10 protein-coding genes and 2 pseudogenes are annotated in these 12,542 nt (G+C 41.7%); 4 read left to right on the top strand and 8 right to left on the bottom strand.

Going from position 1 to position 12,542, the window contains the following annotated elements; translation table 11 throughout:
- Window positions 1-9 precede the first annotated feature (9 nt).
- The 3 genes from ppnN (at window position 10) to DXZ23_RS04985 (ending at window position 2,249) form a co-directional block, all read left to right on the top strand.
- Complete coding sequence (ppnN, locus tag DXZ23_RS04995; RefSeq protein ID WP_017807409.1) at window positions 10-1,377, top strand: nucleotide 5'-monophosphate nucleosidase PpnN; 1,368 nt, start codon at window positions 10-12, stop codon at window positions 1,375-1,377.
- Between the two features lie 79 nt (window positions 1,378-1,456).
- Window positions 1,457-1,750 (top strand): type II toxin-antitoxin system TacA family antitoxin, encoded by a 294-nt coding sequence (locus DXZ23_RS04990; protein WP_017807408.1) that lies wholly within the window; start codon window positions 1,457-1,459, stop codon window positions 1,748-1,750.
- Entirely contained in the window at window positions 1,740-2,249 is a 510-nt protein-coding gene (locus DXZ23_RS04985; protein ID WP_017807407.1) for a GNAT family N-acetyltransferase, read from the top strand. The genes DXZ23_RS04990 and DXZ23_RS04985 overlap by 11 nt, the downstream gene beginning before the upstream one ends.
- Window positions 2,250-2,394: 145 nt before the next feature.
- On the opposite strand, the gene DXZ23_RS04980 is transcribed toward DXZ23_RS04985, so the two are convergent.
- The 5 genes and pseudogenes from DXZ23_RS04980 to DXZ23_RS04960 all read right to left on the bottom strand — a co-directional run bounded on the left by DXZ23_RS04980 (window position 2,395) and on the right by DXZ23_RS04960 (window position 6,787).
- A protein-coding gene (locus DXZ23_RS04980) for an IS3 family transposase (RefSeq protein ID WP_114995442.1) occupies window positions 2,395-3,734 on the bottom strand; the annotation gives its coding sequence in 2 pieces (ribosomal slippage) (window positions 2,395-3,284 and window positions 3,284-3,734; 1,341 coding nt in all).
- A gap of 56 nt (window positions 3,735-3,790) precedes the next feature.
- Window positions 3,791-3,994, bottom strand: a pseudogene (locus DXZ23_RS04975) (IS1595 family transposase); the annotation flags it as partial.
- Between the two features lie 84 nt (window positions 3,995-4,078).
- Entirely contained in the window at window positions 4,079-4,996 is a 918-nt protein-coding gene (locus DXZ23_RS04970; RefSeq protein WP_017807521.1) for an ABC transporter ATP-binding protein, read from the bottom strand.
- Window positions 4,997-5,088: 92 nt separating this feature from the next.
- Complete coding sequence (locus tag DXZ23_RS04965; RefSeq protein ID WP_017807520.1) at window positions 5,089-5,625, bottom strand: elongation factor P hydroxylase; 537 nt, start codon at window positions 5,623-5,625, stop codon at window positions 5,089-5,091.
- Window positions 5,626-5,839: 214 nt separating this feature from the next.
- Window positions 5,840-6,787: an IS110 family transposase gene (locus DXZ23_RS04960; protein WP_017805811.1), complete on the bottom strand. Its 948-nt coding sequence runs from the start codon at window positions 6,785-6,787 to the stop codon at window positions 5,840-5,842.
- Window positions 6,788-6,976: 189 nt separating this feature from the next.
- On the opposite strand from DXZ23_RS04960, the gene DXZ23_RS04955 reads away from it, so the two are divergent.
- Window positions 6,977-7,636 carry an IS1595 family transposase gene (locus tag DXZ23_RS04955; RefSeq protein WP_017805094.1) on the top strand — a complete coding sequence of 220 codons (660 nt, stop codon included), beginning with the start codon at window positions 6,977-6,979 and terminating at the stop codon, window positions 7,634-7,636.
- A 70-nt stretch (window positions 7,637-7,706) separates the two neighbouring features.
- On the opposite strand, the gene htpX is transcribed toward DXZ23_RS04955, so the two are convergent.
- From htpX to DXZ23_RS04940, 3 genes and pseudogenes are all read right to left on the bottom strand, one after another.
- The gene (gene htpX, locus DXZ23_RS04950; RefSeq protein WP_021724283.1) at window positions 7,707-8,573 is read right to left on the bottom strand and encodes a protease HtpX; all 867 of its coding nucleotides are present in this window, start codon (window positions 8,571-8,573) and stop codon (window positions 7,707-7,709) included.
- Window positions 8,574-8,672: 99 nt separating this feature from the next.
- Window positions 8,673-9,746 carry a DNA polymerase IV gene (gene dinB / locus DXZ23_RS04945; RefSeq protein ID WP_017807403.1) on the bottom strand — a complete coding sequence of 358 codons (1,074 nt, stop codon included), beginning with the start codon at window positions 9,744-9,746 and terminating at the stop codon, window positions 8,673-8,675.
- A gap of 194 nt (window positions 9,747-9,940) precedes the next feature.
- Window positions 9,941-12,402: pseudogene (locus DXZ23_RS04940) on the bottom strand (glycogen/starch/alpha-glucan phosphorylase).
- Window positions 12,403-12,542: the final 140 nt, after the last annotated feature.

Genomic DNA, 12,542 nt, shown 5'->3' with positions numbered 1-12,542 from the left:
GAGGTCGTAATGGCGAATATTCATTATGTGAATCCCCGTGGGAGTATGGAACAGCTCTCCCATTTTGAAGTGGAAATGCTAACAAAGCAGGCGAAAAGTGCGTTGTATCAACTTTATCGCAACTGCTCGCTTGCGGTGCTGAATTCTGGTGCGGTAACGGATGATAGCCGTAAATTGCTCAGCCAATATCCCGATTTTGACATTGAGCTAGTGGCAACAGAGCGAGGCATTACGCTGAAATTATATAATCCCCCTGAAAGTGCGTTTGTGGATCAGCATATTATCCGCAATATTCAGTATCATCTTTTTGCGGTGCTGCGTGATATTGTGTTTGTAAATGTGCTGAACCAACGCATTAACCCTTGCCATAAGCAAGACAGCGAATCCATCACCAACCAAGTTTTTTCCATTTTGCGTAATGCCAAAGCCTTAATTGTGGGCGAATTGCCTAATCTCGTGGTGTGTTGGGGTGGGCATTCTATCAATCAAACAGAGTACCAATATTGCCGTGCGGTGGGGCTAGAGTTAGGGCATCGAGAGCTGAATATCGTAACGGGCTGCGGGCCGGGTGTGATGGAAGCACCGATGAAAGGGGCGGCGATTGGCCATTCCAACCAACGCTATAAAAACAACCGTTTTATTGGCATCACTGAACCTTCAATCATTGCTTCTGAGCCACCTAACCCAATTGTTAATGAGCTGATCATTATGCCTGACATTGAAAAACGCCTTGAAGCCTTTGTGCGAATGGGACACGGCATTATCATTTTCCCTGGTGGACCAGGGACATTTGAGGAATTACTGTATATTCTGGGCATAAAACTCAACCCAGCCAATCAAGCCCAACTGCTTCCACTTATCTTGACTGGGCCAAAAGAAAGTTCGGATTATTTTGCCACCATTGATCGCTTTATCGGCGAAACGTTGGGCGAAGAGGCACAATCTTTGTATCAAATTATCATTGATGATCCTGCGGCGGTGGCTCGTCATATGAAATCGGCAATGGAAAAAATTCGCCAATCACGCTACGAAAATAACGAAGCCTATGGTTTTAATTGGTCGTTAAAAATCGATCCAGAATTTCAAACGCCTTTTATTCCAACCCACGAAAATATGGCAAATCTTGATCTTCATATGAATCAAAGCAAAGTGAGCCTTGCCGCTAATTTACGCCGTGTGTTTTCTGGCATTGTGGCTGGCAATATCAAACCTGATACGCAAGATCGCATCGCTGAGCTAGGCAAATTCCAGCTCAAAGGAGATAAGGATTTAATGCAAAAGGTAGACAAGGTGTTACAAGATTTCATCGAACAACACCGAATGAAATTGCCTGACGGCGAGGCTTATGAGCCTTGTTATGAGATTATTCAATCGTAGAAAATTCTTTCCTTATCCTTGAATTATACGGCTGGCAGCCGTATAATTTTACCCATCATTAACGCAGTAGGAAAATATTATGCAAGTGAAAACAGCCAAAGCACGCTTAGAAGCAAAAGTAAATCCTGAAATTTATCAATTATTTAAACAAGCCGCGGCAATTACGGGACGTACGATAACAGATTTTATTATTGATGTCGTGTATAAAGAATCCGTAAAAACAATTGCAGAACACCAATCCATACAATTATCTGTGGCAGATCAAGCACATTTATTGGAACATCTTGATTCTTATGAGATCAATCCCGCAATGGAAGAAGCCCTTTCAATGCACCAACAATTTTTAGCAAGGAAAAATACTCGTGCAGATTGATTTGGATAATATTGATGTCATCACCCTCTCCCAGTTAAAAATAGAGAGAAAATCTTTCTGCAGTCTTTCGCCTGAGTTAAATCGCTATTTCTACACCCAAGTTTCACAAGATGAAAGAAAAGCATTATCAAAATGTTTCATCTTAGTACATCAAAAACCCGCTCAAATTATTGGTTATTACACGCTTTCCGCCACCGCAATTAATGTGAGCGATATTCCTGAAATACAAATCAAACAAGAAATTCGTTATCCCAATATTCCTGCCGCATTAATTGGACGATTGGCGATTGATGAACGCTTTATTGGTCGTGGTTATGGCAAGTTTCTCATTGCTGATGCTATCAGTAAAATCAAAGATTCAAATCTTGCCGTTGCCGCCTTATTAGTTAATGCGAAAGATGAACAAGCCATGGTGTTTTACCGCAAACTAGGCTTTATTGCTTTTCTTGAGCGGCAGAACACCCTATTTCTTCCTCTAACTAAATTGCTCAAAAAATAATAATGTTACCGCTCAGAACAAACGGCAATTAATGCCGTTTTAGTTATCCTCTTGAAAGGTAAGAATCAGCGGGCAGATTCCTTTTGGGGATTGGGTCAGTAAGGAAAAAAACTGCTTCAGATTGATCTACCCCCAAAAAGTTAGACTATATTCTAATTTCATTCAAGGACTGAGTTCTGTATTCCACAGGGCTTAGTCCTTTGAGCTTCGCTTGAATACGCTCATTGTTGTAGTAATGAATGTACTCGTGAATCACTTTTTCAAGCTGTTCAAAGGTTTCAAACCGCTTGCCAAAGTAACATTCCGTCTTCAATCGCCCGAAAAAGCTTTCCATCGCACCATTATCAAGGCAATTACCTTTTCTCGACATACTTTGCGTAATACCGTGTTTTTTCAATATCTCCCGATAACCCATCATTTGATACTGCCATCCTTGGTCGGAATGCAGTATCGGTTTTTCCCCCGCTAATCGGTTCACCGCCTGGGTCAACATTCTGGTTATCTGCTCAAAATTCGGACTTCTCGCCACATCATAAGCAATAATTTCGTTATTAAACAAGTCTTTAATCGGCGATAAATACACTTTGCCTTCCGCACATTTGAACTCGGTGATATCCGTTACCCACTTCTCATTCGGCATCGTTGCCGTAAAATCCCGTTGCAACAGATTATCGGCAATGTGTCCCACTTTGCCTTGGTAAGAACGATATTTTTTCTGCTTACTTTTTCCTTTTAACCCCAAACGTTGCATTATCGCTTGCCCCCTTTTGTGGTTGATAATCAAGTATTTCCTTAATTCCAAGGTAATTCGACGATAACCATAATTTTCGTCATTTTTGCGATAAATTTCCTCTATTTTCTGTGAAATCGCTACATTTTTATCCGACTTTGGCTTGAGATGATAAAAGAACGAACTGCGTGCCAATCCGATTAGCCTGAGTAACAATTCCAACGGGAAACGCGAGCGTAAGGCATTTACGATGACGGCTTTTTCTGCATTTTTTGTTGGTTGAGTTCCTGCAACTTTTTTAGCATTGCATTCTCCGCTTCTAATTCCAAAATTCGGTAACGCAAGCGTTCTTCTTCTGTTTTGGGCGTTGGTGGCATTTTAGGTGAGTTGAGTTTCATACTTGGACGACCTTTAGGTTTGAGTAATAACCCATCTATACCTTGTTTTTCAAAGCGTTGCAACCATTGACTAATTATCCCTGAACTGGGGATATCAAAGCGAAAGCAGGCGGCTTCAGCGGAGCACTGGCCTTTTTTGATAGCTTGAATAACCTTTAATTTAAACTCAACAGAATAACATCGTTTTTTACCTAACACAGCTAATCCATTGATTCCATTATGATTAAATTTCGCAATCCAACGTGCTAACGTGCTTTGGGGAAGCTGAAAATACTGGCGAGTAAGCGAACGGTTTTTTCCATTTTGATGATAAAAGTCGAGCACTTGTTGTTTGAAACGTTGAGTATATTTAGTCATAAAAAATCTGCACCTTAATCAGTTGGTTATTTAGTCCAACTTTTGGGGTGCAGATCACTTTCATCGGCTTCAATTTCACCTTCAAACATCTCTAAGTGAAGGCTGTTTTGATAGATGAGTTGGCGTAAACGATGAAAGTAATATGCGGCAGTCGTTTTGTTTACATTGACTAACTCTGCTGCTGTCCTTGCAGTAACACCTGCAACAAATAGCTCAATGAGTTTATTTTGTTTGTGCTGACTTAGACGACTTTTTCTCATTGGTTCATTCTAACCTAAATAGATTTTTTAGTTGTTATCTAGGACAGCCCCAAATAGTTTGAAAGGCAACCCAAGCTAAACTCATTATTGCACTCCTTTATTCAATGCCATTGAAACAAATAATTCTTCTAAACGGTTGGCTTTATTACGCATACTCAACACTTGCACACCTTGTTGCGTCAGTTGTAAAAATAGCTGATTTAAACCCTGTTCTCTTTTCACTTCCACTTCAAGCGTATTGTTATCTAACCAAGTGACGTTGTAACCCATTATTTCAGGCTTAACCGCTTGCGGCGCTAAATCAAAAATAAAGGTTTCCGTTTCCAGCTTCGCCAATAAGGCTTTCATTGACATATTTACCACTAAACGCCCGTGCTGAATAATGCCAATATGACGACAGAGCATTTCCGCTTCTTCCAAATAGTGCGTGGTAAGAATAATCGTTGTGCCTTGCTGATTTAGCTCACGCAAAAACTCCCACATTGTGCGGCGCAGTTCAATATCCACGCCCGCCGTAGGCTCATCAAGAATCAGCAATTTAGGGTGATGCATTAAGGCGCGCACAATCATTAAACGGCGTTTCATTCCCCCTGAAAGTTGGCGTGATTGCTGATGGCGTTTATCCCACAAATCGAGCTTTTTCAGCCACACTTCCGCGCGCACTAAAGCCTCTTTGCGTGGAATACCATAATAACCCGCTTGATTGGTGAGAATATCAATCACGCGCTCAAATTGGTTAAAGTTAAACTCTTGCGGCACTAGGCCGATATACTGTTTTAACTGACTGGGATTGCTATCCAAATCCGCGCCAAACACTTTCACATCACCTGATGTTTTATTCACCAAAGAACAAATAATCCCAATGGTGGTGGATTTTCCCGCACCATTATGCCCAAGCAACGCATAAAAATCCCCTGCTTCAACACTCAGATCAATGCCGTGCAAGGCTTTGACCCCGTTTTTATATTCTTTGGTTAATCCTTTGATTTCTAATGCTAACATTCAATGTTCCGTTAAATTTATTAACATTTTACACCGCACTTTTTTAGAGCATAAGTAAACAAAGAGCGGTGCAAATTTCGCTGATTTTTGACTTAAATTTTACTCACGTCAAACAAATCCAAATTAATGCACTCTGGTGTGCCGTAAAATTTAGCAAGGGCTTGGCGTAAGGTTTCTGCGCGTTTTGGTAACCCTTTCGCGGCATAGCTTTTCACTTGTTCATAAACGGCTTGTTTGAAAGGCTGGGTATCGCCGAGGTTGCCATTGAGATTATCACTGCTCGCAATATAGCGAAATCCTGCCGCGGTGGCTAAAATCCATTCTAATGCTTGTGGCTTTACTTCCACTTGCTCAAATTCTCGCTGACGTTGTTCAGAACGTCCGTCAGGTTCGTACCAATAGCCAAAATCTTCTAATTTACGCCGCTCTTTGCCGGCAATCAGCCAGTGCGAAATCTCGTGCAAGGTGCTACTGTAAAAGCCCCGTGCAAAATAAATGGCATTGTAAGGGCAGTATTCATTCGCTGGCACATAAAGCGGTTCATCGCCCCCTTTAACCAATTTGGTATTATATTCTTGCTCAAAGCATTGATTAAAAATGGCAATAATATCTTCTAAACGATGTTCCATCACAACTCCAAAAAATAATAAGGCACAAAATCTGTGCCTGAAAATTTGAAAACGCCCTATTTTAACATTTATGGCGGTTTAGCTACATTAATTATTTTAAAGGGCGGACACACAGGTCCGCCCCTACACTCGAATATAATGGTAACTGATTGTAATTAAATAAATTTTCGTAGCAACTGTATTCCGCTAAAAAGCAAAAATACAAATTCGTTAATTAAAGTGCGTGAGCGTCCCATTGCGAGTCATCGCGGACAATCGCATTTAAAATGGTGAGAAGTTTACGCATACAGGCGTTAATCGCCACTTTGAACGCCTTACCATTAGCACGTAAGCGTTCGTAAAATTGTTTGAGTTTAGGCTCAAAACGCACACAAACAAATGTTGCCATATACAGTGCATTTCGTACGGCTTTGCGACCACCTGAACAGCGGCTTTTCCATTTGGTGTTGCCACTTTCTTTAGGATGGGGTGCAACACCAACAAGTGAAGCGATTTGTTTATGTGTGTATTGACCTAACTCAGGCAACATTGACATCAAAACGGCTATTGTTTGTGTACCCAACCCTTTGATGTCTTTAAACTTTTTTATTGTATCGTCAAAATGTTTGAGATGCTGTTCGATTTCCCTATCCAGCTCATCAATACGCAGGCTGAGATAGTCGATATGCTGTTCAACACTGAATACTTGTGTGGAATGAACTTGTTCAAGGCGGTTTTTCTCCGCAAAACGCATTTCAACAAGCTGATTACGGCGTGAAACAAGGGCTTCAAGCTGTTCCTGCTCGGGAGTGGGTGGTATGTAAAGCTGCTGTGCTACATTATCACGCATTGCGAGCATTTGGGCGTAAAAAGCCAACATTTTGGCATCTTTATTGTCGGTTTTTGCTAGTGATTGCGACATCGCAAACTGATTGGTTTGTCGCGGGTTAGCAATCACCACACGAAAGCCTGTGCGGTGGAGTGCTTTAGCTAATGGAAGTTCAAGCCCACCGGTGCTTTCAAGGACAATTAAGTCCACACTGAAACGACGTAAATACTCAATGGTATGCGCAATCCCTTTCGGATTGTTGGTTTCGGTCTTAGTTCGTTTTTGGGTAGAAAGCCCAATGACGAAATGACGTTTAGCAACATCAATACCACAATAAGTTTGTTCATTCATCATTAACCTGCCTTGCATTCGGGTTTAAGTCTGGCAACTGTTCGGTTTTTTGGTGAAATGTTATCTGCTCTCATTGCTACAACTCGGTTTGTTGCCTGGGGCGTATGCGAGATGCAGATAACGGGGTTTTGTTGCTATTTTATATTAATTTTAGGGGCTGTAGTAGATTAGTAACAATGCTATACTACAAAAATGAAGATAACATATTGTAAATTAAAGCAATCCATACAGAAAAAACTGCTTGAGTTTTTTGTCGCAGAAGTTACTGCAAGAACAGCAGCAAATTTGCTAGATATTCAACCGAATACAGCCGCTTTGTTCTACCATAAAATCAGGCTTGTGATTGGCTATCATTTATCCCTTGAAGTTAACGAGATTTTTGAGGGGGAAATTGAACTAGACGAAAGCTATTTTGGTGGTCATCGAAAGGGAAAACGAGGACGAGGACGAGGAGCGGCTGGAAAAGTTGCTGTTTTTGGGTTACTAAAACGACAAGGAAAGGTATTTACTGTTGTGGTTGAAAACACCAAGAGTGAAACATTACTCCCTGTTATTAAAAGAAAAATCAAGCCTGATAGCTGGGTTTATACGGACACTTATCGCAGTTATGATGCGCTTGATGTGAGTGAATTTCACCACGAACGAATCAATCATTCCGAGCTATTTGCGGTGAAACAAAATCATATTAATGGCATTGAAAATTTTTGGAATCAGGCGAAGCGGATACTGCGAAAATATAATGGAATTAACCGAAAAAACTTTCCTTTATTCTTGAAGGAATGTGAATTTCGGTTTAACTTTGGGACACCAAAAGAGCAGTTAAAAATATTGCGAAAATGGTGTGAAATTTAGGGCTAATCTACTACAGCCCCTAATTTTAATATACAAGGGGCAGACCTATGTGTCTGCCCCAAAAAAGCGTTTATTTTAAACTATCGCTTTGTTGCAACGCTTCAATACGCTTTTCCAACGGAGGGTGGCTTAAAAATAATGAGGCTAAACCGCCTGTTCTGCCGTTAATACCGAAAGCCGCAAATTGCCCTTCCATTTGTTGTGGTTCGTGAAGTTGTTGTAAGCGGCGTAATGCGGCGATCATTTTTTGTTTGCCGACTAAATGGGCTGAACCTGCGTCCGCACGGTACTCACGATAACGTGAGAACCACATTGCGATCATACTCGCCAAGAAACCAAACACCACTTCTAGCACCATTGAAACTAAGAAATAAATTCCGCTGCTGCTTTCTCCGTTGTCGTTGCGATTGCTCGCCACCACGTTAGCGATAAGACGAGAAATAAAAATCACGAAAGTATTTAACACGCCTTGAAGCAACGTCATTGTAACCATATCGCCATTTTGAATATGGCTGATTTCGTGCGCTAGCACTGCTTCCGCTTCGTCTTTGGTCATTGCGTTGAGCAATCCTGTACTCACGGCAACCAGAGAGTTGCTTTTACTTGCGCCAGTGGCAAAGGCATTGACGTCCGCAGAATGGTAAATCGCCACGGTTGGCATTGGAATATTTGCTTGGCGTGCCTGCGTTTCAACAGTGTTGAGCAACCAACGTTCTTGCTCTGTGCGAGGCTGCTCGATCACCTGCCCATTCACCGATTTTAATGCTATTGTTTTGGATAAAAATAAGGAAATCAACGAGCCACTGAAACCGAACAGTGCCGCCATAATAAGTAGCCCGCTGGCATCTTGGGCGCGGATTCCCGTTAAACTCAAAATAATGTTGAAAACGATCAACACCGCCATATTCGTGGCTAAAAATAATAAAATTCGCATCATAAAACGTTCCTCGCTGTGAGTATGTGGTTGATTATCCAATAAATAATTAAAGGAATAACCAATATAATTATAAATTTTGTAATTTCAAGATTTAACGGATCAGTTTTCCCATAAACTCATCTGTTTTTCTTCTTGTTGCTCGGGTAAATTAACCTGTAAGCCAATTAATCGAATGGATTTATCCTGACGACGTTGCCAAATTCGCGATAACAATGCACGAAAATTTTCGTACTGAAAACTGACCGCACTTTTTTCTAGCGTGGTAATTTGAAAATCCTCAAATTTGAGTTTAATCCCGATTTTATTGAGTTTTTCCAAAGAAATATGCGGACAAGCCCGCTGCACACGCTCTATTAATTGCGGGTAGAGGTGCTCTAAAACCGCCTCGCCGTCACGCAGATCAGTGATATTTTGCAATAATGTTGTTTCCACCCCAACAGATTTGCGTAACCGTTCAGGTTGCACTTTTCGTTCATCAATTCCGTGGCTAAACGACCAAATACGCTGCCCCACTTTACCTAATTGATTTAACAATAGATGTTGTTCAAAATCTTGCACGTCAGCACAGGTTTTCAGCCCCATTTCTAACAAACGTTGCGTTGTCACTTTTCCGACACCAGGAATAGCACTTAATGGCAACTTTTTCACAAACTCCGCCACCTCATCAGGGTGAATCACAAACTGCCCATTAGGCTTATTTTTATCCGAGGCAATTTGGGCTAAAAATTTCAATGGTGCAACGCCCGCTGATGCAGTCAGTTGGGTTTCCTGCCAAATTTTTTGACGGATTTCTTGGGCAATCCAAGTGGCTGAGCCTGAGCATTTATCGCAATCTGTAACATCTAAATAGGCTTCATCAAGAGATAACGGCTCAACCAAGTGTGTGTAACGATAAAAAATTTGCCGAATTTGTTGCGACACCTGTTTATACAATGCCATATTTACAGGTAACAGAGTCAAATTCGGACAAAGCTTCAATGCCTGTGCTGTTGGCATCGCACTATGCAAACCGAATTTCCTCGCTTCATAATTGCAGGTACTCAACACACCACGCTGATCTGCCCCTCCCCCAACAGCCACAGGCTTCCCTCTGAGATGCGGTTTATCTCGCAGCTCAATAGAAGCATAAAAGCAATCCATATCAATATGAATAATTTTTTGCGTAGTTGGCATAGTTTAAATGTAAAGTGCGGTATGATTATGAGGATATTTTACTGTATATTTATGCAGTATTAAAATTTTTTTTATTATATTGATAATGTGAGAAAGTTTTTAAGACCTCTAAAGAGGTGGAATGCAAGTAAAATTTAAGTATAAAATCTGTGCCTTAATATTTTAAAGGCACAGATTTTCTTAGTTTTTTCTAATTATTTCACCATTAATGGCTTCACTTTCCAGATTTTTTCTGCGTATTCTTTGATCGTGCGGTCTGAGGAGAAGAAGCTCATATTGACGATATTTTGTAACGCACTGTTTGTCCAAGCCTTTTGATCACGGTATTTTTTATCAACCCGTTTTTGGGCTTCCACATAGCTTTGGAAGTCGGCAAAGGATTGATAATAATCGTGATAGCACAAGCCATTGAGTAAATCTTGATAACGGTGCGGGTCATTCGGGGAAAAGAAGCCTGATGTGATTTGGTCGATCACCCGGCGTAGCTTTTCATTGCTTTGGTAAATATCGTAAGGGCGGTATCCGTTACGACGTAACGCTTCCACTTCCTCAACGGTATGACCAAAAATGAAAATGTTATCTTCGCCCACGTTTTCCAAGATTTCTACGTTTGCCCCGTCTAATGTGCCAAGGGTTAATGCGCCATTAAGAGCGAACTTCATATTACTTGTGCCTGATGCTTCCGTTCCTGCGAGAGAAATTTGCTCGGAAATATCCGCAGCAGGAATGATGATCTGAGCAAGGCTGACGCTGTAGTTTGGAATAAACACCACTTTCAGGCGACCTTGCAAGCGTTCATCGTTATTGATGATTTTCGCCACATCATTGATTAAATTAATGGTTTGTTTCGCCGCATAATAGGCTGATGCCGCTTTTCCTGCAAGAATGAATACGCGTGGTGTCCAGTCTTTTTCTGGATTCTCTAGCATTTCATTATAACGTGCAACAATATGCAAGACGTTGAGAATTTGGCGTTTGTATTCGTGGATACGCTTCACTTGCACATCAAATAAGGCATCAGGGTTTAATTCAATCCCCAATTCTTTTTTCACATAGTCGGCTAAACGCTGTTTGTTCGCACGTTTAATCGCGGGAATGGCTTGTTGCACTTCTGCGTCATTGATATGGGCTTTGAGTTCCGTCAATAAGCTCAAATCACGTCGCCATTCTGTGCCGATATAACGGTCAAATAAGGCGGAAAGTCTGGGTTTGCCACCGCAATCCAACGGCGTGGCGTAATCCCATTGGTTACATTGGTGAAGCGTTCTGGGTAAATGTGGGCAAAGTCGGCAAAGGTAGAGGTTTTCATTAAATCCGAATGAATGGCAGCAACCCCATTAACTTTGTGTGATCCCACCACAGAAAGCCAGCCCATACGCACTTTACGCGTATCGCCCTCTTCGATCAGAGAAACACGGCGAATAAAATCATCGTCGGTTGTTACATAAGTGCGGACATATTCCAAGAAATAATCGTTGATTTCAAAGATAATTTGCAAATGGCGAGGGAGGTTTTTCGCCATCATTTCCACTGGCCAAGTTTCCAAGGCTTCAGACATTAAAGTGTGGCAAGTGTAGGAGAAAATACGGCGGCACATATCCCACGCAGTTTTCCAATCATAGCCTTCTTTATCCACCAAAATATACATTAATTCAGGAATGGCAAGGGCTGGGTGAGTGTCATTGAGGTGAATAGCAACTTTATCGGCTAAATTTTTCACTGTGCCGTGGGTGCGTTTGTGGCGTTTGATAATGTCTTGCAATGAGGCTGACACTAAGAAATATTCTTGACGTAATCGCAATTCACGCCCAGCCCAAGTGGAATCATCAGGGTATAACACACGAGAAACATTTTCGCTTGCGGCACGGGTTTCAATGGCACGGAAATAATCCCCACGGTTAAATTCTGCCAAATTGAAAGAATCCCCCGCGTGGGCACTCCATAAACGTAAAGTTGCCGCACTGTCATTGTCATAGCCAGGGATCATTTGATCATAAGCAAGTGCGGTGATTTCTTCGCTTGAATCCCAAACGCATTTTTTGCCTTCAAAATAAATGTGTCCGCCAAATTGGATATTAAAGCGTTTAGACGGCCGCATAAATTCCCAAGGTGCGCCTTTTTCTAGCCACGCATCAGGTTTTTCTACTTGTTTGCCCTCTTCAATGGCTTGTTGGAACATTCCATATTCGTAGCGGATACCATAGCCCATCGCGGGAATCGCAAGGGTGGCGATAGAATCCATAAAGCAGGCAGCTAAACGCCCCAAGCCCCCATTTCCTAAACCAGGATCTACCTCTTTTTCGATGATTTCTTCTAAGTCCACGTCAAGCTCTGCCAATGCGTCTTTAGCGAGCGTGTAAACGCCCTCTGCGATTAATGCGTTGGACAGGGTGCGTCCCATTAAATATTCCATTGATAAATAATAAACGCGACGGGTATCTTCACTGCGGGCTTCTTTCGCGGTGGAAATCCAGCCTTCGGTAACCAGATCACGCACGGCATAAAGGGTGGCATTTAGCCAATCACGCTGGCTTGCCTCTTGCGGGGAACGTCCAATTAAGAAAATCAATTTATACACAATCGCCTTTTTCAGCGATTCTGTGGTTTGCTCCGGTTGGTTATAAGAAAATGGAAAATCGGTATTATCCATTGTCATAGATGGCTCTCCTAATCTATTTCAATTTAAAATCGGCGTATTTTTACGCCTTTTGCATAAAAATACAACAAAAATTCACTAAAAAACGTGCGTTTTTATGACCGCACTTTGGTTTCGATAACCTTACGCCCGTTGAGGTC

It is taken from the genome of Avibacterium paragallinarum, assembly GCF_900450705.1.
In the GTDB taxonomy this organism is placed as follows: domain Bacteria; phylum Pseudomonadota; class Gammaproteobacteria; order Enterobacterales; family Pasteurellaceae; genus Avibacterium; species Avibacterium paragallinarum.
Note: the sequence above shows the minus strand (reverse complement) of the source record. Positions and strands in the feature narration are given on the sequence as shown.

Coding starts and splice junctions, on each gene's coding strand:
- ppnN (WP_017807409.1), top strand. CDS start 10: ATGGCGAATATTCATTATGTGAATCCCCGTGGGAGTATGGAACAGCTC.
- DXZ23_RS04990 (WP_017807408.1), top strand. CDS start 1,457: ATGCAAGTGAAAACAGCCAAAGCACGCTTAGAAGCAAAAGTAAATCCT.
- DXZ23_RS04970 (WP_017807521.1), bottom strand. CDS start 4,996: ATGTTAGCATTAGAAATCAAAGGATTAACCAAAGAATATAAAAACGGG.
- DXZ23_RS04965 (WP_017807520.1), bottom strand. CDS start 5,625: ATGGAACATCGTTTAGAAGATATTATTGCCATTTTTAATCAATGCTTT.
- DXZ23_RS04960 (WP_017805811.1), bottom strand. CDS start 6,787: ATGATGAATGAACAAACTTATTGTGGTATTGATGTTGCTAAACGTCAT.
- DXZ23_RS04955 (WP_017805094.1), top strand. CDS start 6,977: ATGAAGATAACATATTGTAAATTAAAGCAATCCATACAGAAAAAACTG.
- htpX (WP_021724283.1), bottom strand. CDS start 8,573: ATGATGCGAATTTTATTATTTTTAGCCACGAATATGGCGGTGTTGATC.
- dinB (WP_017807403.1), bottom strand. CDS start 9,746: ATGCCAACTACGCAAAAAATTATTCATATTGATATGGATTGCTTTTAT.